Origin of the sequence: Streptomyces sp. NPDC002773 (genome assembly GCF_040295605.1) — a bacterium.
In the GTDB taxonomy this organism is placed as follows: domain Bacteria; phylum Actinomycetota; class Actinomycetes; order Streptomycetales; family Streptomycetaceae; genus Streptomyces.
The window spans coordinates 60715-86141 of the sequence record NZ_JBEOVO010000001.1 but is presented as its reverse complement, the minus strand read 5'-3'; the positions used below and the strand labels follow the sequence as shown (position 1 = coordinate 86141).

The 25427-nt window shown below is 73.5% G+C and carries 20 protein-coding genes, 3 tRNA genes and 1 pseudogene; 12 read left to right on the top strand and 12 right to left on the bottom strand.

Going from position 1 to position 25427, the window contains the following annotated elements; all coding sequences use genetic code 11:
- Positions 1 to 122: 122 nt before the first annotated feature.
- Genes ABT034_RS00440 through ABT034_RS00425 form a run of 4 tightly spaced genes read left to right on the top strand, consistent with a single transcriptional unit; the run spans position 123 to position 4936 of the window.
- Positions 123 to 962, top strand: a complete 840-nt coding sequence (locus ABT034_RS00440; RefSeq protein ID WP_351209662.1) for a phosphatase PAP2 family protein — start codon at positions 123 to 125, stop codon at positions 960 to 962.
- Positions 895 to 2028, top strand: a complete 1134-nt coding sequence (locus ABT034_RS00435; RefSeq protein WP_351209660.1) for a hypothetical protein — start codon at positions 895 to 897, stop codon at positions 2026 to 2028. Before ABT034_RS00440 ends, ABT034_RS00435 begins: the two co-directional genes overlap by 68 nt.
- A complete protein-coding gene (locus tag ABT034_RS00430; protein ID WP_351209658.1) occupies positions 2019 to 3608 on the top strand; it encodes a hypothetical protein in 1590 nt (529 codons plus the stop codon). Before ABT034_RS00435 ends, ABT034_RS00430 begins: the two co-directional genes overlap by 10 nt.
- Positions 3605 to 4936 (top strand): DEAD/DEAH box helicase family protein, encoded by a 1332-nt coding sequence (locus ABT034_RS00425; RefSeq protein WP_351209656.1) that lies wholly within the window; start codon positions 3605 to 3607, stop codon positions 4934 to 4936. The genes ABT034_RS00430 and ABT034_RS00425 overlap by 4 nt, the downstream gene beginning before the upstream one ends.
- 71 nt (positions 4937 to 5007) lie before the next feature.
- Here ABT034_RS00425 and ABT034_RS00420 read toward each other — a convergent pair whose 3' ends face one another.
- The gene (locus tag ABT034_RS00420) at positions 5008 to 5667 is read right to left on the bottom strand and encodes a peroxiredoxin-like family protein (RefSeq protein WP_351209654.1); all 660 of its coding nucleotides are present in this window, start codon (positions 5665 to 5667) and stop codon (positions 5008 to 5010) included.
- Positions 5668 to 5759: 92 nt separating this feature from the next.
- On the opposite strand from ABT034_RS00420, the gene ABT034_RS00415 reads away from it, so the two are divergent.
- The 4 genes from ABT034_RS00415 to ABT034_RS00400 all read left to right on the top strand — a co-directional run bounded on the left by ABT034_RS00415 (position 5760) and on the right by ABT034_RS00400 (position 7715).
- On the top strand, positions 5760 to 6374 hold the full coding sequence (locus ABT034_RS00415; protein ID WP_351209652.1) for a TetR/AcrR family transcriptional regulator: 615 nt from the start codon (positions 5760 to 5762) through the stop codon (positions 6372 to 6374).
- Positions 6375 to 6505: 131 nt separating this feature from the next.
- Positions 6506 to 6862, top strand: coding sequence for a DUF8844 domain-containing protein (locus ABT034_RS00410; protein WP_351209650.1), 357 nt, complete (start codon positions 6506 to 6508; stop codon positions 6860 to 6862).
- Between the two features lie 162 nt (positions 6863 to 7024).
- Positions 7025 to 7651, top strand: a complete 627-nt coding sequence (locus ABT034_RS00405; RefSeq protein ID WP_351209648.1) for a hypothetical protein — start codon at positions 7025 to 7027, stop codon at positions 7649 to 7651.
- Positions 7642 to 7715: transfer RNA gene (locus ABT034_RS00400), tRNA-Lys, on the top strand. The genes ABT034_RS00405 and ABT034_RS00400 overlap by 10 nt, the downstream gene beginning before the upstream one ends.
- A 66-nt stretch (positions 7716 to 7781) precedes the next feature.
- Here ABT034_RS00400 and ABT034_RS00395 read toward each other — a convergent pair.
- Entirely contained in the window at positions 7782 to 9032 is a 1251-nt protein-coding gene (locus tag ABT034_RS00395) for a M6 family metalloprotease domain-containing protein (protein ID WP_351209646.1), read from the bottom strand.
- A 356-nt stretch (positions 9033 to 9388) separates the two neighbouring features.
- Between ABT034_RS00395 and ABT034_RS00390 the strand changes: the two genes are divergently transcribed.
- Positions 9389 to 11335 (top strand): putative bifunctional diguanylate cyclase/phosphodiesterase, encoded by a 1947-nt coding sequence (locus ABT034_RS00390; RefSeq protein WP_351209644.1) that lies wholly within the window; start codon positions 9389 to 9391, stop codon positions 11333 to 11335.
- Positions 11336 to 11461: 126 nt separating this feature from the next.
- On the opposite strand, the gene ABT034_RS00385 is transcribed toward ABT034_RS00390, so the two are convergent.
- Together ABT034_RS00385 and ABT034_RS00380 are read right to left on the bottom strand one after the other, a co-directional pair.
- Entirely contained in the window at positions 11462 to 13174 is a 1713-nt protein-coding gene (locus ABT034_RS00385) for a glycosyl hydrolase family 18 protein (protein ID WP_351209642.1), read from the bottom strand.
- Positions 13175 to 13517: 343 nt separating this feature from the next.
- A complete protein-coding gene (locus ABT034_RS00380) occupies positions 13518 to 14612 on the bottom strand; it encodes an LLM class flavin-dependent oxidoreductase (protein ID WP_351209640.1) in 1095 nt (364 codons plus the stop codon).
- Positions 14613 to 15014: 402 nt separating this feature from the next.
- Here ABT034_RS00380 and ABT034_RS00375 point away from each other — a divergent pair, with 402 nt between their 5' ends.
- Complete coding sequence (locus ABT034_RS00375; RefSeq protein ID WP_351209638.1) at positions 15015 to 15773, top strand: IclR family transcriptional regulator; 759 nt, start codon at positions 15015 to 15017, stop codon at positions 15771 to 15773.
- Positions 15774 to 15847: 74 nt separating this feature from the next.
- Positions 15848 to 15921: transfer RNA gene (locus ABT034_RS00370), tRNA-Lys, on the top strand.
- A gap of 52 nt (positions 15922 to 15973) precedes the next feature.
- On the opposite strand, the gene ABT034_RS00365 is transcribed toward ABT034_RS00370, so the two are convergent.
- The 5 genes from ABT034_RS00365 to ABT034_RS00345 form a co-directional block, all read right to left on the bottom strand.
- Positions 15974 to 16636, bottom strand: coding sequence for a response regulator (locus ABT034_RS00365; RefSeq protein ID WP_351209636.1), 663 nt, complete (start codon positions 16634 to 16636; stop codon positions 15974 to 15976).
- Entirely contained in the window at positions 16567 to 17868 is a 1302-nt protein-coding gene (locus tag ABT034_RS00360; protein ID WP_351209634.1) for a sensor histidine kinase, read from the bottom strand. The genes ABT034_RS00365 and ABT034_RS00360 overlap by 70 nt, the downstream gene beginning before the upstream one ends.
- Positions 17869 to 18080: 212 nt before the next feature.
- On the bottom strand, positions 18081 to 18674 hold the full coding sequence (locus ABT034_RS00355) for a lytic polysaccharide monooxygenase auxiliary activity family 9 protein (RefSeq protein WP_351209632.1): 594 nt from the start codon (positions 18672 to 18674) through the stop codon (positions 18081 to 18083).
- A 130-nt stretch (positions 18675 to 18804) separates the two neighbouring features.
- Positions 18805 to 21012, bottom strand: coding sequence for an SPFH domain-containing protein (locus tag ABT034_RS00350; protein WP_351209630.1), 2208 nt, complete (start codon positions 21010 to 21012; stop codon positions 18805 to 18807).
- Positions 21013 to 21038: 26 nt separating this feature from the next.
- Complete coding sequence (locus ABT034_RS00345; RefSeq protein WP_351209628.1) at positions 21039 to 22412, bottom strand: peptidoglycan-binding protein; 1374 nt, start codon at positions 22410 to 22412, stop codon at positions 21039 to 21041.
- A 184-nt stretch (positions 22413 to 22596) separates the two neighbouring features.
- Between ABT034_RS00345 and ABT034_RS00340 the strand changes: the two genes are divergently transcribed.
- A tRNA-Lys gene (locus tag ABT034_RS00340) sits at positions 22597 to 22670 on the top strand.
- Positions 22671 to 22737: 67 nt separating this feature from the next.
- Here ABT034_RS00340 and ABT034_RS00335 read toward each other — a convergent pair.
- The 3 genes and pseudogenes from ABT034_RS00335 to ABT034_RS00325 form a co-directional block, all read right to left on the bottom strand.
- Positions 22738 to 23804 (bottom strand): annotated as a pseudogene (locus tag ABT034_RS00335) (glycoside hydrolase family 6 protein).
- 229 nt (positions 23805 to 24033) lie between these two features.
- Positions 24034 to 24705: a class F sortase gene (locus ABT034_RS00330; protein ID WP_502972760.1), complete on the bottom strand. Its 672-nt coding sequence runs from the start codon at positions 24703 to 24705 to the stop codon at positions 24034 to 24036.
- Positions 24702 to 25379 (bottom strand): hypothetical protein, encoded by a 678-nt coding sequence (locus ABT034_RS00325; RefSeq protein ID WP_351209624.1) that lies wholly within the window; start codon positions 25377 to 25379, stop codon positions 24702 to 24704. The genes ABT034_RS00330 and ABT034_RS00325 overlap by 4 nt, the downstream gene beginning before the upstream one ends.
- Between the last annotated feature and the right edge of the window lie 48 nt (positions 25380 to 25427).

Here is a 25427-nt window from a genome sequence, read left to right as displayed (position 1 = left end):
TCACGGGTGCGGACGTGCCTCTCCCATCATCGCCCACGTGGATTCCGGGTGACGTCCGGGCAACCCCCCGGCGGCGCAGGGCGTCCCCTCCCCCGGAGATGACCGTCTGGGGGACCCTTTCGATGCGCAGACCACGCTGGTGGGCCGAGCTGTCGCTGATCGCCTTCGTGTACGCCGCCTACTCGGGCGGGCGGCTCCTCGTGCGGGGTGACGAGGCCGCGGCCGTCGAGCACGGGCTCGCGATCCTGCGCGTCGAGGAGATGTTCGGGATGGACGCCGAGCATCCGCTGAACCGGCTGTTCACGGACGTCCCCGCGCTCGGGATCCCGGCGGACTTCGCGTACGCCTCCCTGCACTACCTCGTCACCCCGGCGATCCTGGTGTGGCTCTTCCGCCGCAGGCCCGCGCAGTACCGGGCCGCCCGCACCTGGCTGATGCTCTCCACCCTGCTCGGTCTCGTCGGCTTCACCGTGCTGCCCACCTGCCCGCCCCGGCTGCTCGACCCGGCGTACGGCTTCACCGACACGATGGCGCACTTCAGCGCGTACGGCTGGTGGGGCGGCGAGGCCAGCGCGCCACGCGGGCTCGGCGGTCTGACCAACCAGTACGCGGCCATGCCCAGCCTCCACGTCGGCTGGGCGCTGTGGTGCGGGGTGATGCTGTGGCGGTACGGGCGGACGCCCGCGGCGAAGGCCCTCGGGGTGGCGTATCCGCTGCTCACGACGGTCGTCGTGATGGGGACGGCCAACCACTATCTGCTCGACGCGGTCGCCGGTGCGGCGGTGATGGGCGCCGGTCTGCTGCTGACCCCGTACGCGCTGCGGCTCGCCCGTCGGGTGCGCGGAACGGGCGAAGCGCCTCCGGTTGTCAGTGGCGGATGCGAGACTTCCACGGGTGAGCGCATCCCTGGACAGCGGTCTGTCACTCCCTCCGCAGACGACACGTCGAAAGCTGCTCGCTGAGCTGCGTGGACCGGCCACCCCGCCGCGTCCGCTGGACGCGCGGGCGCTCGCGGCGCTCGCCGCGAATCCCGGCTGCCGGCGGCGGGCCCTGCTCGACGGCGCGGGGGTCGACAAGTCCGCGCTGGCCGCGAAGCTCGGCTCGCCGGCCCCGTTCGGGCAGTCGCAGTTCGCGATCGTGCGGGGCAACTCCTTCGAGGCGAAGGTCAAGGCGGACGGCGGCCGTGAGCTGCTGCGCCTGATCGGGGTCGAGGACCCGGGCACGGTGTCCGTACCGGATCTGGCGGCCGCCGGACCCGAGGGGCGGGTGGCGCGCACGGCGCTCGCGCTGCGGGAGGCGACCGCGGCCGGGGCGTGGACGCTGCTCGACCATCCGCTGCTCGCCCTGGAGGTGGCGGGCTCGCCGGTGTATCTGGAGCCGGACGCGGTGGTGGTCCGTCCCGACGGCGGGTGGACGGTCGTGGAGATCAAGTCGTTTCCGATGGTCGACGGCGCCGCCGACGCGTCGAAGGTGGGCGCGGCGGCCCGTCAGGCCGCGGTGTACGTGCTGGCGCTCGAACGGGTCGCGGAGCTCACGGAGGGCGCGCGGGTCGCGCAGTCGGTGCTGCTGGTCTGCCCGAAGGACTTCTCGAACCTGCCGACGGCGTCGGTCGTCGACGTGCGCAAGCAGCGGTCGGTGACCCGGCGGCAGCTCGCCCGGCTGACCCGGATCGACGAGATCGCGGGCGCCCTGCCGGAGGGCACGAGCTTCGACGTGGTGGAGCGCTCGGCGGCGGAGCTGACGGCGGCCGTGGAGTCCGTCCCCCATCAGTACGCGCCGGAGTGCCTGGCCGCCTGCGAGCTGGCCTTCCACTGCCGGGCCCGGTCGCGGGAGGCGGGCGCGGTGGAGACCCTGGGCCGTTCGGTACGGGGTGAGCTGGGCGGCCTGCCGACGGTCGGCGCGGTCCTCGCGGCCTCGCGCGGCGAGGAGGGCGACCCGGACGACCCGGCGGTGGCGGCGCTGCGGCGGGCGCGGGCGTTGCGGGCGGAGGCCCTGTCGGGGGCCGCGGGGGTGGCGGCATGTCGCTGATCTCCACGCTGGCCCGGATGGAGGCCGTCGAGTCGGGCCGGGCGCAACCCCTCGCGACCGTCCGGCACCGGCGGGTCTCCGAGCGGCCCCTCGTCCTCGTACCGCTGACGACGGCCGGTGAGGCGGGCGCCCCGCTGGGCGCCCTGGTCGGCACCGACCGGGAGGAGCCCCGGCTCCTCGTGGTGGCCCAGCCCCGGGACCGGGACCTGCGGTTCGCGTTCCTCGCCGACCTGGCGGAGGAGGTCCTGCCGTACATCGACTCGTTCACGGACGCCGTGGAGGCGGTGGAGAAGAACGAGACGGACCCGGAGACCGGCAAGAAGGTGAAGGTCGAGGTCGAGCTGTGCGCGGACGCCCCGCAGCTGATCGTGCCGAGCCGGGCCGGTATCGAGTACGTACGGCTCCTCGGGCGGTCGACGCGGTTCCGGCGGACCGCCGAGCAGGACCCGGAGACGCCGTTCCCCGCGCCGCCGCGCGTGCCGCTGCTCGGACGCTGGCTGACGCACTTCGGCGACCGGGCCCGGGTGCCCGGCTCCTCGCTGCTGCTCTCGGCGACCGACCTGCTCAACCGGCACTGGGCGACGGGCCAGTCCTCCCTGGAGGACCAGCACCTGGGCGCGCTGCTCGCCTGGATCGACCCGTACGACGGTGAACCGGGCGCCGAGGCCGCGCTCCGGGCCGAGACCGGGCGGGACTCCCGGGGGCAGCTGCTGTGCCCGCCCGCCGGGCCCGCCACCGACCCGGCCTTCGACAACCAACTCCTCGCACCCGCGATCGAGCGGTACGACCGGGCCCGGCAGGCGCTCGGCGCGGCCGAGGACGGCGAGAGCGCCGACACGGGCCTCGGTGAACTGCACGCGGCCGAGCGGGAGCTGCGCCGCCTCGTCGTCTCCCAGCTGAAACCGACCTGGGACGCGGTCTGGCGTGCGGTCGACCTGCTGCGGGAGCTGCCCGAGGGGGCCAGGGTCGAGGACCGCTGGACCCGGGACCGCTGGTCCTTCACCGGCCACCGGGACCGGGTCACGGCCGGCGAGCCGCCGCAGCCGCGCCGCGACGACGCGGTGACGGCGGCCCGGAAGCTCGCGGCCCGCGAGCAGGCGCAGGGGCAGCTGGAGGCGCAGGAGGCCCTCGACGATCCGCTGGTGCTCGCCGGGCGGAGGCTCGCGGGCGAGGCGTTCACGGCGGAGGTGGCCGAGGTGACGATGGCGTGGACGGAGTCGAAGCGGCCCGCGCCGCGCCCGCTGCTCACGGTCCGCACGGACGATCGGCCGCACCTGGGCGAGCGCGTGAAGGTGTACCGCTCGCTCGACGGGAAGCCGCAGTCGGCGGAGTTCGTGCGGTACGAGGAAGACGGATCGCTGCTGTTGCGGCTCCTCGACAAGATGGGCCGGTCGAAGGAGCCCGTGGAGGGTTCGGTGCCGGAGAAGGGCGAGCGGATCGCCTGGACGCTGTTCGAGCACGACCAGCGGGTCGGCCCGCAGCTGCCGGACGCGGAGGAGACGCCCTGGACACACGGCGGTCCGCCCCGGTCGGACGCCGTGGAACTGCCCGACGCCGTGACCCCCGAGGACGTGCTGTGACCGTGTTCGATCCTTCCGCCGAGGCCGGGCGGGCGACGGACGCCATCCTGGCGGACACCCTGCACGGCACCGCGCGCGGTGTCGTCGTGGACTCCCCGCCCGGGGCCGGGAAGTCGACGCTCGTGGTGCGGGCCGCGCTCGAACTGGCCGCCGTCGGGCGCCCCTTGATGGTGGTGGCGCAGACGAACGCGCAGGTGGACGACCTGGTGCTGCGGCTCGCCGAGAAGGAGCCGGAGCTCGAGGTCGGCCGGCTGCACTCGAACGACTCCGACCCGTACGACAAGGCGCTCGACGACCTGGCCAACGTACGGAAGTCGGCGAAGGCGGGTGAGCTGGCCGGGCTTCCGGTGGTGATCTCCACGGCCGCCAAGTGGGGGCACGTGAAGAACGTCGAGCCGTGGGCGCACGCGATCGTCGACGAGGCGTACCAGATGCGTTCGGACGCGCTGCTCGCCGTGGCGGGGCTCTTCGAGCGGGCGCTGTTCGTGGGCGACCCCGGGCAGCTGGACCCCTTCTCGGTGGTGGGGGCCGAGCAGTGGGCGGGGCTCACCTACGACCCGTCGGCGAGCGCGGTCTCCACCCTGCTCGCGCACAACCCGCACCTGCCGCAGCACCGGCTTCCGGTGTCCTGGCGGCTGCCCGCGTCGGCGGCGCCGCTGGTGTCGGACGCGTTCTACCCGTTCACGCCGTTCCGCAGCGGCACCGGGCACGGGGACCGGAAGCTGTCGTTCGGGGTGCCGTCGGACGGTTCGGGCCCGGACCGGGTCCTCGACGAGGCGGCGGAGTCGGGCTGGGGCCTGCTCGAACTCCCGGCCCGGCACACCCCGCGCACCGACCCGGAGGCCGTGCGGGCGGTGGCCCTGGTGGTGCGCCGGCTCCTGGACCGGGGCGGGGCGGCGGTCTCGGAGCGCTCGGAGACCCCCGTGCCCCTGACCCCGGACCGGGTCGCGGTCGGCACCGCCCACCGGGACCAGGCGGCCGCGGTGCGGGCGGCGCTCGCGGACCTCGGCGTGGCGGGCGTGACGGTGGACACCGCGAACCGGTTGCAGGGACGCGAGTACGACCTGACGGTCGTCCTCCATCCGCTGTCCGGGCGCCCGGACGCGACGGCCTTCCACCTGGAGACGGGCCGGCTGTGCGTCCTGGCGTCCCGGCACCGGCACGCGTGCGTGGTGGTCTGCCGGGCGGGCGTGGCGGAGCTCCTCGACGAGCATCCGTCGACGGAACCGGTCCAGCTGGGGGTCGCGGTGTCGTTCCCGGACGGCTGGGAGGCGAACCACGCGGTCCTCTCCCACCTGGAGGAACACCGGGTGAGCTGGACGCCGTGAGGAGTGTGCTGCCGCCGGGCCGGCCGTGGGCTGATCGGCCGGCCTGAGCGCGGCGACCCGGCGGCCCGGGGTCAGTCGGTCGGCCTGAGCGCCGCCGCGTGGCCGAGGAGTTCGTCGACCGTCCACTGGTCGTAGACGTGCTCGCCGTACTTCACGGCGGCGACGCGGCCGCCGGGCTCGATGAGGAAGTCGGCGGGGAGTCCGGTCCTGCCGTGGGGTTGGGTGGGCGCGGGCAGCTTCTCCCGGCCCCTGAGGACCTGTCCGACACCCCGGAGCACGGCCCGGACGATCGCGGGCCAGGCCCGCCGGTCGAGCAGGGACCTGCGGTGGGCCTCCACCCCGAACTCGGCGTACAGCCGCTTGGCGGGGTCCGCGACCACGGCGAACGGCAGATGGGCCACGTGTGCGCGGAGTTCCTCGGCGGGCGAGTGGAAGAGCACCACCTCCCGGATCCCGGCCCGCTCGATCTCCTCGTGCCGCTGGACCACGGACCGCAGGTGGAGGTTGCAGACCGGGCAGCCGGCGAAGCGCCGGAACTGGACGTGGGTGAGCCGCTCCGGGTCGGGGAGGGTGAGCGGCGGGCCGAGGACGGGGGTGAGCGTGCGGGGGGGCACGGAGCTGCCGGGCGCGAGGCGGGTGCGGGACGGGGCGGGGCTCGGAGTCGGAGTCGGAGGCGGGTTCGCGGGCGGGTCGACGGGTGCGTTGGTGGGCACGTTGGCGGGCTGGCGCATGGGGCACCTTCCTCGGGTCCTCGGAGCGAGAGCGCGTAGGCGTACGGCGTACTCCTAACAGCGTAGGCGTCGGCCGTACGCTGTCAACCGTCATGCCACGACCTCGCACCCTCACCCAGGACCAGCTGGCCGCCGCGGCCCTCGCCGTCATCGACCGGGAGGGGCTCGCCGCCCTCTCCATGCGCGTCGTCGCCAAGGAACTCGGCATGAGCCCCATGGGGCTCTACCGGTACGTGACCGACCGGGAGGAACTGGAAGGACTCGTGGCCGAGCGCGTCCTGGCCACGGTCGACGCCACCCCGCCCGGCCCGGACGCCCCCTGGCGGGAGCGGATCGAGGTCATGGCCGGACGGCTGCGGGACGGCGTCGCCGCGCACCCGGCGGCCATCCCCCTCACGCTCTCCCACCGGCACCGCGCGAGCGGAGGGCTGCGCTGGTCGGAGACGGTGCTCGGGATCCTGACCGAGGCCGGGATCGACGGCGAGCGGCGGGTCGTCGCGTTGCGCGCGCTCCACGGCTATCTCACCGGGGCGATCCAGCTCCAGCACCTGGGGCCGCTCGCCGGCCCGGGTACGACGGTCATCACGGCGCTGCCGGAGGACCGTTTCCCCCGTCTGACGGAGACCGCGCGCGCCGCCCGTACGGTCACCCCGGACCAGGAGTTCTTCGGCGGGCTCCGGCTGCTCCTGCGCGGTCTCGACGGCTGAAACCCCTGACCGGCCGGGGCTCGGGAGCTGCGCGGGGGCGCGGGGTGGAACGTACGCGCTCTTGCGGGGCGCGGGACAATGGAAGTCGGCCCGGGTCTCCGGGCCGTGCCTGTGCGAGGAGGAGACGAACGATGGCGGAACCCGCGGAACGAAGCGGACAGCGGCGGCTCAGGCCGGCTCCGCTGATCTTCGAGCCTGCCGAGGCGACCGCCGACCCGGAGCACTTCTTCGACCTGGAGTCGATAGAGGACCCACGGGAGCTGCTGTCCCGTGCGACGGAGCTGACGCTCGCGTTCCGCGCGGCGACGGACCGGGCGACCGAGTTCCAGGCGATCGCGGCGGCGCAGCTGGCGGACCCGCGCCGCTTCGACCGGCTGACGCCGGCGGACGTCGCCGAGCGGGCGCAGTGGACCGAGGACTACGCCCGGAAGATGATCGAGTTCGGCCGCGACCTGATCCGCACGAACGGCGGCCCGGCGGAGGAGTAGGCGGGGCGGGGAGGGGGCGGTGCCTGAGGCCGGGCTTCGGCCCGCCCCTCCGACGTCCCGCCTGGCATATGCGGCCCGCACGATACTCCTCGGCCGACCCTCCTGTCCGGGATTCCGTGAACCCTCGGCAATCGTCTCGTCACGCCCGGTACATCTGGAGCCATGACGACCTGGCTGCGCGAAGAGACCCCGCACGACATCTTCCGGTTCCTCCGGGAGGGCGACGAGGGGCGGCACCAGACGGCCCGGGTGACCGGCGACGGGGCCGCCTGGCTCGCCTCGGCCGCCGGGGGGCGAGGGGCCGCGCTCACCCGCTGGGAGGCCCGGCCGGCCTCGCCCGCCGCGCTGCCGTGCGGGACGGTCTTCGACGTCGTCAACGTGGACCCGGTCTTCGGGCGGCGGATGCTGGACCGCCTGTGGACGGAGGGCCCGGGGTCCGGGCCGGTCGCTGTGCACCGGGGCCGGATGATGCTGTTCGCCGCGCCCGGCACGGCCCAGCGGCTGCCGGCCCTCCTCGACTGGGAGGAGTGGGGGGAGGCGGTCCCCCGGCCGCTCTGCCACGGCGTCGGGGACGCGGTGACCGTGCCGCCGCTCGCCCCCTCCGGCACCGCGGGGCCCCGCTGGCTGGTGGCCCCCGACACCCGGCATCCCTGGCTGCCGGGCCCCGAGGTCGTGCTCTGGGCCTGCGTGCGGGCCGTCCGGGCGGTGTCCGCCGCCGACGTGCGGGTATCGATTTTTCCTCCCGCCGATCCGGGTGCTAATGTCTACGACGTCAGCAGGCGCCGCTAGCTCAGTTGGTTAGAGCAGCTGACTCTTAATCAGCGGGTCCGGGGTTCGAGTCCCTGGCGGCGCACAGACGGAAGAAGCCCCTCGCGGAAGCGAGGGGCTTCTTCGTGTTACGAGCCCAGGCCTGTATCGGTCAGTCGACGGCGGGCGGGGTGATCCTGACCGTCCAGCCGTCCGTCTCCGTGCGATCCATGACCTCGACCCTGACCCCGGTCCCCGGCACGGTCAGGGTCTCGCCCTCCTCCAGCGGGGCGTCCGCGAGCGGCGGGTAGACGGAGCGCTCCCAGCAGGCCTCGGTGCGCGGGTGGGCGTCGACGACCTCGACCGGCCCGTCGCCGGACGCGGAGCCGCCCCGTACCCGGTAGACGAGCACGCCCTCGGTGCAGGTGTCGGCGTTGTTCCCGGCGTCGGTCCTGGCCTCGACCGCGAGGACGCTGTCGGGGCCGGTGCGGACCACCGCGAGCCGGGTGCCGAGGGTGCCGCCGGACGCCGGCGGGGCGTCGGTCGGCTCCAGGCTGACCATCCGGGGGCCGGCGCCCTGGACACAGGCCACCTGGGCGCTGGAGAGCCAGCCGAGCTTCCACTTGTGCCAGCCGAAGAGGTCGGGGGAGAGCCCGAACTGGCTGCCCATGACGTCCCAGTCCCCCACATGGGTGTCCCAGTCGCCTTTGCCGTCGACCGGGCGGTGGTAGAGGTCGGGCAGGTCGAAGACGTGGCCGGTCTCGTGGGCCAGCACGTTGCGGTCGGGCGGGTGCCGCTCGAAGACCGTGACCACCCGCTTGATCTCGGTGCCGTCGACCTCCAGCGGCTGTTCGAGGTTGACCACCTTCGTCGCGTCGGAGTCCACGCCGGGCGCGTCCGGGTCGGCGACCAGGTAGACGATGTCGTAGCGGGAGAAGTCGACGCTCGCGTCGGCTGCGGCGATGCCGTCGCGGAGGTAGGCGGCGCGCTGCCCGGAGTCCCAGTCACGCCGTATGTCGTACGCTCCCGACTCCTTCGGCATGGGGGTCCAGGCGCGCTGGGGGTGCGGGCGCAGGGTGAAGCGCCCGTAGGAGGCGCGCGAGAAGTAGTCGCTGGTGGCGGGGAAGTGGTCGGCGGCGAGGTCGGCCGGTGTGGTGAGCGGCTCGGCGTCCGGGAAGGAGAGGAAGATCATGACCGCGTCGAGGGCGCGGTCGGGGCGCGGGTACGACCTGTTCCAGGTGTCGAGGCCGAGCGAGTGATGGGCCGAGGTGCGGGGCAGGGCGCAGGGGCCCGCCGACGACGCGCCGACGGCGGGGCCGGCGACGAGCCCGGTGGCGGCCAGGGCGGCGAACGAGGTGAAGGCCGCCGCGCCGGCACGCAGCCGCGAGCGTTCCACTCCCCCGGGTGGCTGCTGACCCCTCACGTGGACCTCCGGATCGCGAATGCGGGATACCCCACCCACCTTGTGATGGTTTGCGGCGTTTCGCATGTTTCCGCTGCCCCGGTCGGGTGAGGGCGCGCCATGAGGTCGACGCGACACGAGCGCGATTCAGCTCACGGACAGTCACATTCGGTCACGTCGTCATCGGCCCGCGTCAGACCCGTACAGAAACGATCGTGCAGGGTGCCGCGGTGGGCAGCCTCACAGCGTCGCACGCCCCCTGGAGGCGCCCCGGAGCTGGAACGCTCCCCCGCGCTGGCTCTATGATCGGCTCACTCTTCCTTGGCCGACCGTCCCGACCACATGTGACCGGCCCGACTGCACTACGGGAGCGAGCGGTGAGCGGAACCCCCGAAGGACCGGTGCACCCAGAGCCGCCGGAGAACCACGCGGCAGAGTCCGCACTCACGGAGCGTCACCCCGGGCTTTCGGCCGAGCGTCGCGCCGCCGAACTCCGCGACTACCGCGCCGCCTTCCGTGTCGCGCAGCTCGCCATGGCCGTCGTCGACCAGGACGGCGTCGTCGTCGCGGCCAACGACTCCTTCTGCACCCTCCTCGGCACCGAGGCCGGGGCGCTCCGGGAGCAGGCCGCCTCCGATCTCGTCGACCTCGCGTCCGACGGGCGCACCTGGCACGCGTACCGCGAGGTGCTGCGCGGCCGCCGCTCCCGCTTCCGCTGCACCCGCCGCCTCAAGCACGCCGACGGGCGCTCGCTGTGGGCGGAGGTCACCGTCGCGCCCGTGCCCGACAGCCGGCGCGTGCTGCTCTCCATCGCGGACATCAGCGACCGGCGCGAGCTCCAGGCTCGGCTCCGCCACCTCCAGATGCACGACCCGGTGACCCGGCTGCCCAACCGCGCGCTGTTCTTCGAGCGCCTCTCCGCCGCGCTCGAGGCCTCGGCCGAGGACGCCGGGGACACCATCGGCACCGTCGGCACCGGGGAGGCGGAAAGGGCCGGCAGCGCCGACCGTACGGGCGGCGCCGGGGCCAGGGCCAGGGCCGTGATCAGCTCTTCGTACGAGTCCTACGGGTATGGCAGAACAGGGCGGATCGGTCTCTGCTACCTCGACCTCGACGGGTTCAAGGCCGTCAACGACACCCTCGGCCACCGCGTCGGCGACCGGCTCCTCGCCGCCGTCGCCGGCCGGCTGACGGAGTGCGCGGACAGCGACGGCTACACCCGCAGCGGCGGCCATCTGGTGGCGCGGCTCGGCGGGGACGAGTTCGCGATCCTGGTCGAGGACTCGACCGGCACGGAACAACTCGCGGACCTGGCGCGCTCGGTGCTCGACGCGCTCCAGCACCCCTTCGACCTGGCCGGTCAGCGGCTCGCGGTCTCCGCCTCGATCGGCGTGGTCGAGCGCTCGGGGCACGGGACGACCGCGACCGCCCTGATGCAGGCCGCGGACACCACGCTGTACTGGGCGAAGGCCGACGGCAAGGCCCGCTGGACCCTCTTCGACCCGGAGCGCAACGCGCACCGGATGACCCGGCAGGCGCTCTCCTCCACGCTGCGACCCGCCGTGGAGCGCGGCGAGTTCGGCCTGGAGTACCAGCCGCTCGTGGACCTGTCCGACGGGGCGGTGCGGGGCGTGGAGGCACTGGTGCGCTGGAACCACCCGCAGTTCGGTCCACTGGCGCCGAATCGGTTCATCGGAATCGCCGAGGAGGACGGCTCCATCGTGGAGCTCGGCCGATGGGTGCTGCGGACGGCCTGCAGGCAGGCCCGGCAGTGGCAGAAGGACCATCCGCGCGAGCGCCCGATCTTCGTCAGCGTCAACGTGGCGGTCCGTCAGGTCTGGGATTCCGACCTGGTCGCGGACGTCGCCGGCATCCTCGCGGAGACCGGCCTCGCCCCGCACCTGCTCCAGCTGGAGCTGACGGAGTCCGCCGTGATGGGCTCGGCCGGCCGGCCGCTCCAGGCGCTCCAGGCGCTGAGCGACATGGGTGTGCGGATCGCGATCGACGACTTCGGCACCGGCTACTCGAACCTCGCCTATCTGAGCCGGCTGCCGGTCTCGGTGCTCAAGCTGGACGGCTCCTTCGTGCGCGGGTTCCAGGACGAGGAGCACGCCAACCCGGCGGACGAGCTGATCGTCGAGGCGTTGGTCCAGCTCGCGCACCGGCTGGGGCTCACGGTCACCGCCGAGTGCGTCGAGACGTCCGGGCAGGCGAGCCGGCTGCGCCGGATCGGCTGCGACACGGGGCAGGGCTGGCTGTACTCGCGGGCGGTGGCCCCTGACCGCATCGCCGAACTGATCGGCGCGGAGCCGCTGCGGGTGTGACCCCGAGGGGTCGTGGACATGGAGCTGCCCCCGGCCGGAGGGACATCCCGGGCGGGGGCAGCGGTTCAGGTGGGGCTCAGGCGTTCAGGGGTTCCGGGGCTCGTACGAGGCCGGTCGGTCAGGGCCTCAGCAGGCGCCCTGGTCCTTCCAGACGCCCCACTCGCCGGTGGTGCCGGGGGTCTCGTTCTGCGTCCACCACTGGGCGAGCCACTTGCGGCCGTTGTGGGAGACGACCGTGCCGCCGTTGTAGACCGTGCCGGCCGTGTACGCCGGGACCGATCCGCAGCCCGTGGTGGGCGGCGTGGTCGGGGGCGTGGTCGGGGGCGTGGTGGGCGGGGTGGTCGGGGGCGTCGTCGGCGGGGTGGTCGGCGGCGTCGTGGTCGGCGGGGTGGTGGTGGCGCCGAGCGCGGTGTTGATCTGGGTCAGCAGGGTGGCGTTGTTGTCCAGGCCGAGGAGCGAGTACATCATCGCGCCGGCCAGGCCGCGCTGCTTGCCGTAGTTCACGCGCTCCTGGATGGACTTCTGGTTGAGGCCGGTGAAGAACTCGCCGTCCTTGTAGAAGTACGAGGACTTCGACCGGTCGTCCCAGAAGGTGGTCGACGCGTTGTCGACGATGCCGCCGAGCTCCTTGTAGTGGGCGATGCCGGCCTGCTGGGAGAGCGGGCGGGCGTTCGAGCCACCGGTGGCGGTCTGGGCGAGGCCGTTGGTGGTGCCGGCCGGGACGCCCTTCCAGCCGCGGTAGTAGAACTCGTAGCCCAGGGTCAGCTTGTCGGCGGGGAAGCCGCCCGCGATGCCGTAGGCCGGGTTGCCGTCGATCCAGGAGTCGATGGCCGCGTCGATGCTGTACTTCTCGGTGCCCGGCGCGATCGGGTCGGTCGGGTCGTTCGGGGAGGGGTGCAGCGGGGACTGGTGGTACGTCGGCCCGTCGCCGTCCCAGGCGCCGTGCATGTCGTACGTCATGATGTTGGCGTAGTCCAAGTACTGGCCGATCTTGTCGGTCTCGATGTACTTGATCTTGTCCTGGCCGGCCGGGAGGGCCGAGGTCAGCAGGTACTTCTTGCCGCCGTTGGCCGCGCCGTGCGCGTCGAGCTGCTTGCGGAACTCGGCGAGGAGCAGGGTGAAGTTCTGCTTGTCCTCGGGGCCGTAGTGGTTGCCCAGGTGGCCGCCGGAGGAGCCCGGGTACTCCCAGTCGATGTCGATGCCGTCGAAGATGCCGGCCGCCGTGCCCGCGCCGCCGAAGCCGCCCTCGACCGGCAGGTTGCCCTTGATGTACTGGTCGATGCAGGAGGAGACGAGCTTCTTGCGGCTCGCGTCCGTCTTCGCCGCGTCGTGGAAGTACTTGGAGTAGGTCCAGCCGCCGAGCGAGATGTTGATCTTCAGGTGGGGGTACTTCGCCTTCAGTTCCTTGAACTGGTTGAAGACGCCCACGATCGGCTGGTCCCACTTGTCGGCGACGCCGTCGACGCTGTCCGCCGCGCTGAAGGACTTCTGGTAGTCGGCGTACGAGTCGCCCGCACCGTCACCCGCGTTGGGGTTGTTGTCGTCACCCGCGGCCTTGTTGGCCATGAAACAGGTGAGGTTGGTGGGGTGGATGTTGCCGAACGAGTAGTTGATGACGTCCAGCTGGCTCGCGATGCCCCGGGTGTCGAGGTGCTTGGGGTAGAACGCGTTGCCGTAGACGCTCCACTGGTCGTAGTACGCGATGCGCACATTGCCCGCAGAGGCAGTGGTCGTCGTGTCGGCCGCCTGGGCGGAGCCGAGGCCGACGGTCGCCGCGAGGGCGCCGCCGACGAGGGCCGAGCTGAGGAGCGCGGCGATCAATGGCTTACGGGGGTGCACGTGCGGCCTCCATCGGGGGGAGTGCGGGGGTGGTGCCGTACAGGAGCTGGAGCAGTGATAACCGGCACGTGAACAGTGCGTCAATGGTCTGAACCAGATTGAGGACTAGACCAATTCGCGGAAGAAAGGCCTTGTCAGGAGGGCGCAGCACAAAGCGGAACCGCCCGCCACCATCGGTGACGAGCGGTTTAAGGTTCACTTAGGGGTGCCGCGAGGGTGGTTCAAGAAGGAACCAACCAGGCCCGGAATCCAGGGTTTTTACCTGGACGACTCCGAGGGGGCGCGGGCTACCGAGGGGCGCGGCGGCTCCGGGAGGGTCCGGAGACTACGGGACGTCCGGCAGCTACGGAACGTCCGGCAGGTCCGGGACGTCCGGCAGCTCCGGGAGGTCGTACGCGTCCGCGACGAGTTCGTAGCTCCGCAGCCGCGCCTCCCCGCCGTGCGCGTTCGCCGTGATCATCAGCTCGTCGGCGCCCGTCCGCTTCCGGAGGTCGTCCAGACCCGTGCGGACCTCGTCGGCGGAGCCGTACACGACGTTCGCGAGCCAGCTGTCCGTGAACTCCCGCTCGGCGGAGCTGAACGCGTACGCCTCCGCCTCCTCGGGCGTCGGGATGAGGCCCGGCCGGCCGGTGCGGAGCCGCAGCATCGACAGCGCGCCCGTCAGCACCTGGCGGTGCGCCTCCTTCGGGTCGTCGGCGGCGAGCGCCGAGACGCCGATCATCGCGTACGGGGCGTCGAGGTGCGCCGAGGGCCGGAAGGTGTCCCGGTAGAGGTCGAGCGCCGGGATCGTGTTCCTGGCCGAGAAGTGGTGGGCGAAGGCGAACGGCAGGCCGAGCAGGCCGGCGAGGCGGGCGCTGAAGCCGGAGGAGCCGAGCAGCCAGATCGGCGGGCGCCCCTTCGGACCCTGCACCGGCCCGGGTACGGCGTGGATCCGGGCGTACGGGTGCCCGTCCGGGAAGTCGTCGTCCAGGAACCGGGTCAGCTCGGAGAGCTGCTCGGGGAAGTCGTCGGCGCCCTCGTTCAGGGTGTCCGTGCGCCGCAGGGCCGCGGCCGTGGCCCCGTCGGTACCGGGGGCGCGGCCGAGGCCGAGGTCGATCCGGCCCGGGGCGAAGGCCTCCAGGGTGCCGAACTGCTCGGCGATGACGAGCGGGGCGTGGTTGGGCAGCATGACGCCGCCCGAGCCGAGGCGGATGCGCCGGGTGTGGGCGGCGAGGTGGGCGAGGATGACCGCCGGGGAGGAGGAGGCGACGCCGGGCATGGAGTGGTGCTCGGCCACCCAGTGGCGGTGGAAGCCGCGCCGCTCGGCGAGCCGGCTGAGCTCGACGCTGGTGGCCAGCGCCTGGGTCGCGGTCCTCCCGCTGCCGACGGTCACCAGGTCCAGTACGGACAGCGGAACGGGCGCGGTCCCCCGCACCTCTCCTCGAATAGCGTCGGTCACCTTCGGGACCCTCCTCGGCACACGTGCGGGCACTTCGTCAGGGGCATAACAGGAGGGTGTCTCCGCTTATTCCGGCGGTTCTCGACGTGCTCCCGGCGGTTCTCGACGTGATCCCGGCGGCTCCCGGCGGTTATCGGCCACAGGAAGGGTCGCCTCCGACTCCGCTTCCCCCTGAAAAATCTTGCGTTCTCCACGAGCCGAACGCCTGCGCGAACACCCCCGCGCACGGCCCTGACCTGAGGCTCTACCGCGCACCCATGACCTTGGCATATGCCAGGGTGGTGAGCCCCAGCGTAGGGCCCGGATGCTCCGCATCATTCTCGCCAACAGCCGCCCCGTAAACGGTGCTTGGCGGTTATCGTGGTACGAAAGCTTGCGGTCACAACCTGGTAGGGGGAAACCGTGGCGCTGAAGCCCGAGCCCACCGCGCCGTTCCACTCGGTGCAATACGCCCTGCGCGTCCTCGAGACGATCTCGCGGCACGGTGGCGGAGTGACGTACGTCCAGATCGCGCGCGAGACCGGCCTGCCCGTCGCCCACCTCTCCTCGCTGCTCCTCATGCTCCGCCGCGAGGGCTACGTCGAACAGGTCGCCGACGGCGCGTACGTGATCGGGGACTCCCTCGTCCTCCTCGGCTCCGGCATGACCCGCCGCGAGGCCCTGCAGGCCAAGCTCCAGGAGACCCTGACCGAACTGCGCGACTCCGTCGGCGCGGCGGTCTACATCAGCCGGTACATCGACGGCGAGGTGAAGATCACCCAGTTCGCCGACGGCCCGCGCACCCCCGCGGTCAACGAATGGGTGGACTTCCGCTCGGCGGCGCACGCCAGCGCGGTCGGCAAGTGCCTGCTCACCCAGCTCGACCAGAACGGGCGGCGGGACCACCTCTCCCGCCACAAGATCGCCCGGCTGACCTCCCGGACGATCACCAGCGAGCGGATCCTCTTCTCCAAGCTCGACAGCCAGCCGCCGACCGTCCCCGTGCTCGACCTCCAGGAGTACGCGGTGGGCACGGTCTGCGCCGCCGTCCCCCTGACGGCGGGCTCCGCCGTGGGCTGCCTGGCGCTCTCCCTGCCGATCGAGCACGCCCACCGGCTCCGCTCGGCGGCCGACACGCTGAACCGCAGGGCCGCGCCGGTGGTGCTCTCGCTGGCGATCTGAGGCCGAGGAAGGACCCGTCCCGCGGGTGGTCGGAAGCACCCCGTGGGACCAGGTAGTATTTTCTCTGTCAACAGGCGCCGCTAGCTCAGTTGGTTAGAGCAGCTGACTCTTAATCAGCGGGTCCGGGGTTCGAGTCCCTGGCGGCGCACAGACGGAAGAAGCCCCTCGCGGAAGCGGGGGGCTTTTTCGTACCCCCGCCCTCACGCCCTGAGGTACGTGAGGACGGCGAGGACCCGGCGGTGGGTGTCCCCGGCCGGCGGCAGGTCCAGCTTCGCCAGGATGTTGCCGATGTGCTTGCCGACGGCCGCCTCGGTCACGACCAGGCGGCGGGCGATCGCCCCGTTCGACCGGCCCTCCGCGACGAGGCCGAGGACCTCGCGCTCGCGCGGGGTCAGCGCCTCCAGCGGATCGCGGTGCCGCCGCAGCAGCTGCCGTACGACCTCGGGGTCGACGACCGTGCCGCCGTCCGCGACCCGGGCGAGGGCGTCCAGGAACTCCTCCACCTGCCCGACCCGGTCCTTGAGCAGATAGCCGACGCCGGTGCCGTCGCCCGCGTCGAGGAGGTCGGCGGCGTAGCTGCGCTGCACGTACTGGCTGAGGACGAGGACCGGCAGGGCGGGCCGCTCGGCGCGGAGCGCGACCGCGGCGCGCAGGCCCTCGTCCTGGAAGCCGGGCGGCATCCGGACGTCGGTCACGACGATGTCCGGGTCATGGGCGGCGACCGCCTCGCGCAGGGCGTCGGCGTCACCGACGGCGGCGACGACCTCGTGCCCGAACCGGGCCAGGAGCCCGATCAGCCCCTCCCGGAGGAGGACGCTGTCCTCGGCGAGGACGACGCGGAGCTTTCGCTCGGTGCGGGACACGGGATCTCCACTCGCAGGAGGGTCGGCCCGCCCTTCGGGCTCATGATCGTCAGTGTGCCATCGAGGACGGCGATCCGGTCGGCCAGGCCCGTGAGGCCGCTGCCGCCGGCCGGGTCGGCGGCGCCGCGTCCGTCGTCCTCGACGTCGATCCGCAGGATGCCGTGGGTGTGCCGGGCGGTGATCCGCGCCCGGGTCGCGCCGCTGTGCTTGCCGATGTTGGCGAGCGCCTCGCGGGCGGCGAAGTAGCCCGCGCTCTCGACGGGCACCGGGAGGCGGGGCAGCTCGACGTCGAGGGCGACGGGAACGGCGGACCGGTCGGCGGCGTCCGCGAGGGCCGCGCCGAGCCCGTAGTCGGCCAGGACCTGCGGGTGGATGCCGTGGATCAGCTCCCGCAGCTCGGTCAGGACCTGCCCGGCCTCCGTGTGGGCCTTCGCCAGCTGAGCGGCGAGCGGTCCCGGCGGGGCGTCGAGCCGGGCCAGGCCGAGGGTCATGGTGAGGGCGACCAGGCGTTGCTGGGCGCCGTCGTGGAGGTCGCGCTCGATGCGGCGCCGCTCGGACTCGAAGGCGTCGACGAGGCGGGCCCGGGAGGCGATGACCTCGCCGATCCCGTCCTGCGGGTCGCTGTCGCGGGGCGAGAGGAGGGCGCGGGCGAGGGCGGCGCGGGCCCCGGCGACGGCGGCGAGGGGGTAGGCGAGGGCGACGAGGAGGAGGGCGCCGAGGAGGGCGGCGGCGAAGGCCTCGGGGTAGGAGGTGACCAGGTACGCCTTGACGACCTTCGCCTCCTCGCCGTCCACCGCCAGCTGGAGCGGGGTGCTGAGGAGCGTCAGGGGCAGGCCGACGCCGACGGCGAGCGCGACGAGGTCGAGCGGCCACAGGACGGTGGCGAGCAGCAGGGCGTACCCGAGCTCCCGCCAGGTCGCCTGCTCCCCCACCCGCAGCCGCAGCCAGGCTCCGAGACCGGGCTCGGCGGGGACGCGGTGCGGATCGGGGGCGGGGTCCAGGTCGACGAGCCGGAGCCGCAGCCGCTCGACGCCGCCGACGGCGGGCCCGGAGAGCAAGAGCAGCGGCAGCCCGACGAGGAACAGCGAGAACACGCCGAGCACGAGGAAGACGAGACAGACGACACCCCCGAAGAGCCCCCCGGTGACCAGATACCCGACGCCCCGCCAGGGCCAGGAACTACGGAGGAAGCGGGGCCGGGTGAGCGCCTGCCAGGGGTTACGGGAGTCCATAGGGGCCCACGGTAGGCGGGGGCGGGAGGCGGACGGGGGGTAGCCCACGCCCTCCCTCCCGCCGGGGCGGGGCGATCCCGGCGACGGCGGCCCCCGCGAGGGCCGCCGCGCCGGGCCGGAGCGGGTACTCCGGCACGTGGTCGAGCAGGACGCCGAGGTGCGGCTCGCCCCCCGGCGGGGGTGACGTCAGGTCGTGACGTCAGAACGTGACGTCAGAACTTGACGTCCGAGCACGCGTAGAACGCGTTCGTGGTGTCCGCGACCGTCCACACCGCCAGGATCAGGTGACGGCCCGTCTTGCCCGCCGGGATCGTCCCGGAGTGCGAGAGGGTCGCCGGCGGCTGCTGGCTGTTGTACGGGACGGTCAGGAACGGCTGGGGGTCGAGCGCGGCCCGGGTCAGCTTCTGACTCGGGTTCCAGCCGTTCTTGGTGATGTAGTACTTGAAGTCGGTGGTGCGGTGCCGGGCCGTGAACTGCCAGCGGAAGCTGTAGCTCTGCCCCGCCGTGAGCTGCGTGGCGGGCCACGCGCCGCCCCGGGGGTCGTCGAGCTGGGCGAACTGCGTGAGCCCGGCGGAACAGATCTTGCCGTCGGCGGGTCCGGCGGCGGGGAAGCCCTTGGGGCCCTCGACCGACTGCGGCTCCCACTGTATGGAGCCGCAGTTGGTCACGGTGCCGTTGGCGCAGAGCTTCTGTCGGCTGATCGGTGAGTCGGTGTAGCCGTGGCTGCCGGCGCTACCGGTGGCGAAGAGGGTGGCGCCGGCGACGCCGAGCGCCACCACCGCCGCCCCGGCTGACTTTTTGCGCATGCTGTCGCTCCAGGAGAACGTGGGGGAGTTCCGTTGGGCCGTGCGCGCACGCGTGCGGGTGGTGCGGGTCTGTCATTTTGGTCTGGACCAAGTACCAAGGTATGGACGGACGTTGAACATGTCCATCCCCTCACGCCCCCTCTACCGGACCCGTCCGACCCGTGTAGAACGCCACCGTCAGGTCCTTGACCAGCGCCTTGCGCTCGTAGTCGTCCAGCTCCACCAGACCACGACTGGTCAGCCGGTGGACCACGTCGTCCACCGCGTCCACCACCGAGGTCAGCACACTGTCCCGGTGCTTCGCGTCGATCGCCGCGATCCGGCGCCGCCGCATCGCCGCCGCCACCTCGGGCGCGTACTCGATCCGCGTCGGCTGCGCCGAGAAGACGTCCACCCCGACCGGGGCGCACTCCGCCGACAGCATCCGCGTCAGGGCCTCGCCGACCGCCTCCGCGTCCCTCAGCGTCGGGGCGTCCTCGTGGAACGCGTCCGCGGGAAGCTGCGAAAGCACCCGGGCCATCGCCGCCTCCACCTGCTCGCGCAGGTAGTCCTCGTGCCCGTCGACCCCGAGCGCCGCCCGGACGGTGTCCCTGACCCGCCACACCACGAGGACGGTGACGTCGAGCGCGGTCCCCTTCGCGTCCACGGACGACAGCGGCTCACTGCGCCAGTGCCGGAGCCGTACGTCGACCCGGCGGCGCAGCAGGAGCGGGCTGACCCAGACCAGTCCGGTGCGGCGGACCGTGCCGCGGTAGTCGCCGAACAGGGTCAGCACCCAGGCGTAGCCGACCCGGCCCCGGCCGAGACCGCCGAGCGCGAACAGGGTGAGCACGACGCCGAGGGCGAGCAGCGCCCACTGGCCGAGGTGGATGCCGTGGTACGGGCGTTCCGGCAGCCGCAGCATCCGTGCCGCCTCCGCGGGCACCGCCCCGGCCCACCACACGACCGCCGCGCACCCGGCGAGCGCGAGGGCCCCGCCGGCCACCCCGACCCACCCGGGCAGCACCTGCGCCGACCGCTCGACGAGATCGGGGTCGGCGGTGGGGGCGGGCCGGGAGAGCAGGACGGGGGTGGGGGCCGGGGCCTTGCTGTTGCTCCGCGACCCGGCCGGCGCGTCGGGCTGCGCCTTGGACAGCGTCTTGGACAGCACCTTGGCCTGCGCCTCGGACTGTTCCTTCGTCTGCGTCTTGGGGAGGGGCTTGAGGCTGGACTTGAGCCCCGCTTCCGCCGCCTGGACCTTCGTCGACTTCGGGGCCGCGTGCCTGGGGCCCTTCACCGGGACCGGCGGGGCCATGGCGACGGTGTCGGGCCCCCCGTCGTCCTCACCCGCCACCAGGGGCAGGACGGTGTCCGGCTCGTCCCGGAAGAGCAGATGTACGGGGATGGAGCCGGTGGTCTCGGCCCCGATCACGTTCTTCCGGCGCACCACCCGCACCGCGGCGACGACGGCACCGTCGGGCGCGGGGGCGGGGCTCACTTGCGCGTCGGGGGCCGACCCGGCCGGGTGGGCCAGGGAGGGGCCCGAAGCCGCTTCGGCGGCGTTCACCGAGGCGCCGGAGGCGGGGCCTGCCGGGCGGGTGTGGGACCTGCCCGCGATCCCCGACGAGATGACCGCCGACACATCGGCGGAGCCGGCCGGGCGAACCGTCGGCGCGCTGGACCCGGAACCGTCCGGGTGGCCCGTGGGGAGGCCGCCGGTGGGCCCGGCCTCCTGCGCCGGCGGTGTGCCGGGACCCCCCGCCAGGTCGGCCGGCGCCGCCGAGTGCTCCGGCCCCGCCCCCCGTACCGGCAACGCGCCGGAACCCCCCGCCAGGTCGGCCGGCGCCGCCGCGTGCTCCGGCCCCGCCCCCCGTACCGGCAACGCGCCGGAACCTCCCGCGAGGTCGGCCGGCGCCGACCCCGCCGAATGCTCCGGCGCCGCCCAGGGACGTACCGCCGCCTGCCCCGGTGGCGTACCGGCCGGCCCTGCACCCCCGTTCGGGGCCTCCGCTTGCGGCGCGGGCTCCGCGTCCTGCGGGAGCACGGGAGCTCCGCCCGGGGTGGACTCCGCGGCCTCGCCCGGGGCGGAGATCGGCGCGCCCATGACGGGGGCCCGCACACCCTCCGCCGGGGAGGCAGCCGCACCCTCCGGGGCCGGCGGCCGTGCGTCGGCCTCCTCGGAGACCGGCGGCTCCGCGCCACCCGCTTCGGGCTCGTGGGGCGGCGGGGTGCTCGGAGGCGAGGTGTGGGGAGGGGTCGTGCGGGGGAGTTTGCCGTCCGTCAGGCGTCTCGCCGTGCGGGCCGCGTCTCGTGAGGCCGCCGCGCCGGAGTCCGCGGGGTTCGGGGTCGATGCCGTCATTCGGGGTCCACCTCATGCTCTCGGGGTCATCGGAACAAGCGCCGCCAGGTCTCCGGGCCCGGGTAGCCGTCGGCTGCTGCGCCGCGCCACCCCTGTGCCCGCTGGAACGCCTCGACGTTGCGGCGGTCCGCCTCCGTCCAGCGCGGACCGGGTCCCGACAGGTAGTGCTTGCCGAAGCCCCGCTTCACCAGTTGTTTGCCCAGCTTCTCCACATATGCGTTGGATTGGCCCGGACGGAAGGAGCCACGCCCGGGAAACTCCGTCGCATGGGCGCTTGAGCCGCCCGAACCACTCGAACCGCCGATGCTCTTGCCTCCGCCGGTCACGAGCAGCCGCCACGTCTCGGGGCCCGGCAGACCGTCCGCCTCCCCGCCCTTCCAGCCCTGCGCCCGCTGGAACGCCTGGGTCGCGCGCCGGTCCGCCTCGCCCCACTTCGGGCCGGGGCCCTTGCTGTAGTACTTCTTGGCGCCCCGGTCGACGAGGAGCCGGCCGAGCTGGGCCACGTACCCGTTATTGGCCCCCGGGCCGAACATCCCCAGGCCGGGGTAGGGCGTCGCCGTCGGCTTCGCCCCGCCACCGGTGCCACCCGTCCCGCCGGTGCTGCCGCCGCTGACCACGCCCTTGTAGCGGTAGGCCACGTACCGGTCGGCGTTCTCCCAGTACGCCATCGGCGTGGCCCGCTTCCGCGTGCGCGGCCTGGTCTGCTCGTACGCGAGGTAGGAGGTGTGGGTGTAGTCGGTCCAGCCGCCGAAGATCGTGACGTGCGAGCCGCGCGTCGGGTCGGCCGGGTTGTGGAAGAGCAGGATGTCGCCGGGCTTGAGCTCGGTGCGGTCGATCCGGTCGGCGAAGCGGTCGAGGCTGCCGGTCCACTCGTTGCCGCGCAGGTTCCAGGCCATGGAGATGAAGCCGGAGCAGTCCTGGCGGTAGCCGTCCGACCAGTACTTCTCCATGGAGTACGGGACCTGGGCTGTCACCCACAGTTTCGCGCGGTTGATGATCTCGGTCCGGGTCGACTTGCGGAGGGTGCCGGTCGCGATCTGACTGGTCGTCGGGGTCGCGTTCGGGGAGGGCTGGGAGCCGGGGCCGGGCGCGCCGTGCAGCGGCGCACGGCCGCCCTGCGGCGTGTCGGGCCCCGGACCGGCCGCTGTCCCGGGCTCCTCGTCCGCCGGGGTGAACGGGCCCGTCGGCGGCGGGAGGGCCGTCGCCACCGCGGCCCCGCCTCCGCTCAGGACCACGCCCGCCGCCGTCACCAGGACCAGGGCGCGGCGGGCGCCGTGGGCCGCGGGATGCCCTCCGGCCCGGACGGGCAGGCCAAGCGCGAGGTCACGCCGCTGCTGGGCGCACCCCGGGCAGCCGCAGTCGGCCGCGGGTTCGAACTCCTCGAAGACCGGCACGCTCATGCGATTCCCCTCCACACTCGTCAAGATCTTTTGACCCTTGGTTTGGGGCGTCAGTGTCTCAACTGTCTGGACAAATCGCATTTTGACGGATTGAAGCCCTGATACGACCATCCGACAGGCCGGTGGTGACCGAAATTGGTCGGGAGCACGCCTGCACGTCGGGTAGAGTTCTCTCTGTCAGCAGGCGCCGCTAGCTCAGTTGGTTAGAGCAGCTGACTCTTAATCAGCGGGTCCGGGGTTCGAGTCCCTGGCGGCGCACGCAGAGTCAAGACCCCCTCGCCATCGGTGAGGGGGTCTTGGTCGTTCTTCGGCCACGTCGCCCCAACTACCGTGCGGCCCTCGCGAGTTCCTGGGCGTACGCGTCGAACCACTCCCCCGCCTTCGGGCCGCCCCGGCACGCGCCGTCCGACTCGCCCGGCCGCTTGATCCACAGGTGCGCGGCCACCAGCGGGTCCCCCGTGTTCCGGGTCGGCGGCGCGCCGAGCGCGCGGCCCGGCGGGTTGCACCAGTTCTCCGCCGGGTCGCCCTCCGTGTAGGGGCCGTTTCCGTTCCGGCTGGTGTCGATCACGAAGGGCTTGCCGCCCACCAGGGCCGAGAGCTCCCTGCCGTACGCGGTGCTCTCGGCGGTCGTCCGGAAGTTCGAGACGTTGACCGAGAAGCCGTCGGCCGCCGCGACGCCCGCCTCCTGGAGCGGGAGCCGCAGGTCCTCCGGCTTGCCCCAGCCCGCGTTGCCCGCGTCGATGTAGACGGTGGTGGCGGGCTGCTGCTTCAGCCGCAGGACCGCCGCCTTGAGCAGCTCGTACCGCTCGACGCGGAGCCGCCCGTCCGTACAGCCGTCGATCGCGTGCATCACGGCGTCCGGCTCCACGACGACCGTGGCGCGCCGCCCGCCGATGCCGCGGGCGACCTCGTCGACCCAGTCGCGATAGGCGGCGGCGTCCGCGGCGCCGCCCGCCGAGTGCTGGCCGCAGTCGCGGTTCGGGATGGCGTACAGCACGAGGAGCGCCTCGCGGCCGGCGCGGGTGGCGGCCTCGGTGAGCGCCCGGGTCTCGTCCTCGGAGCGGTCCGGACCGAGCCACTCGGCCTGCGGCCGGGAGGAGATCCTCCGCAGCAGCGCGGCCTCGGCGGTACGGCCCGCGCGAGATGCCCGGCGACCGCGTCGGCGACCTTGCCGCGGGGGTTCACCCAGTAGGGGACGGCGGCGGCACTCGACCCCTGGCCGGCCGTGGCCGGGCCCTGGCCGGGTGGGCCTGGCATGCCGGAAGCGTCCACCGCGCCCGGCGCGTCCCCTGCGGGTCGCGGGGCGGAGCTCGTACAGCCGGAGAGGAGGAGCAGGAACGCGGCGGCCGGGAGGACGAACCCGGCTCGGCACGCGGGCGTACGTGCGGACATGCGGGTCCCTCGGGCACGTGCGGAGCGAGCGGGTGACCATCGTGACACGGCAGCCCTCTGGGCCGGGCGAGGCGCGGCCTTTACAGTGTCCGCAACCCCCGACCTCCCGCGGCGGCACCGGGTCCCCTCCCGCGCCCGTGTGCCCCGCGGTCGAGGACCGGCCCGGTCGGCGGCGGCACGGGACGCGCCCCGCCGACCGCGGCCAGGTCCGTCGGTTCCGCCTGCCCCGTCAGGCGCCCGCCCCCGTCAGATACGCCGACACCACCACGTTCGCCGAGTACGTGCCCGCCGTCGGGTCGAAGGTGCCGCCGCAGGTGATCAGGCGGAGTTCCGCGCGGTGGGGGACCCGGGCGCCGTAGACCTTGCGGGCGTCGAAGTGTTCCCGGGGGTAGACCTGCACGTCGTCGACGGTGAATTCGGCGACCGATCCGTCCGTCCGGGTGACGCGGACCTCGGCGCCCGGCCGGGCCGCGCTCAGGCTGTAGAAGACGGCCGGGCGGGTGTCGGTGTCGACGTGGCCGACGAGGAGGGCCGGGCCGCTCGCACCCGGTGCGGTGCCGGCGCCGAACCAGCCGACCGTGTGCGGCAGCTCGTAGGGCGGCGGATCGATCGCGCCCGTGTCGTCCAGTCCGCGCGCCACCACGGGAGCCGTGATGCCGAGGGAGGGGATCTCCACCCGCCGCGGCGCGACGGGTGGCAGGGGGTCGTGGGCCGGGGGCAGGGCCGTGCCGAGCGGGCGGCCGACCGCGGCGATGTCACCGGTGGTCGGCGCGGAGATGCCCCCGGGTCCCTCGGTGGCATCGCGGCCCCAGAGCCAGAGGCCGAGCAGCAGGACCGCCCAGGCCACGCCGGTGACGAGTCGCCCGGTGCCCGCCGGGCGGGTTCCGGACGCCACCGTCACTCCCCGCCCGTGTCCGTACCGGAGCCGGTGGCGCGGTGGCGGCGGGAGCTGCGGAAGGCGACCGCCACGGCGGCGACGGCGGCCATGCCGAGGCCGAGCAGGGTGTACGGGGTGCCGAGGCCGCTCGCGCTGGTGGTCTGGGCGACGCCGGGGGCGGCCGGCGCGGCGAACGCGGCGGTGCCTCCGCCGCCCGCCCGGACCGGGGCGATCGGGCTCGGGTGGTCGTCCGGCTTGTGCGTCGGCCTGTGGGTCGGCTGCTCGTCCGGCTTGTGCGCGGGCTTGTGCGTCGGCTCGTGGGTCGGCTCGTGCGGGGGCTTCTGGCGTTTGACCTGGACCGTGCCGACGTCCGGGTGGTCGTGGCCGTCGCAGGTCACGCTGATCTTGTACGTGCCGTTCTCGAGCCGGGTCTTGATCGTGGTGTCGCCGAACAGCGGGGCGCCGCCGCCGTCGCGGCCGGTGAGTGCGGCGTCGGCGACGAACGCCCGCGACTTCGCGGCGCCGGTCGTGCCCTTGCAGCCCTGGACGCGGACGTCGACGTCGGCGGCGGGCGAGGCGGTGGACGGGGTGACGGTGGCCTTCACCCCGTCATGGGCGTACGCGCCACCGGCCGTGGGTGCCAGTACGAGCACCACGGCCGCCCCTGCGGCACGGAGAGCAATGAGACCTGAACGCATCGTGACCTCCTGGTACTGGCAGGGTCACCCGGTTCCGCCCGGCTCGCA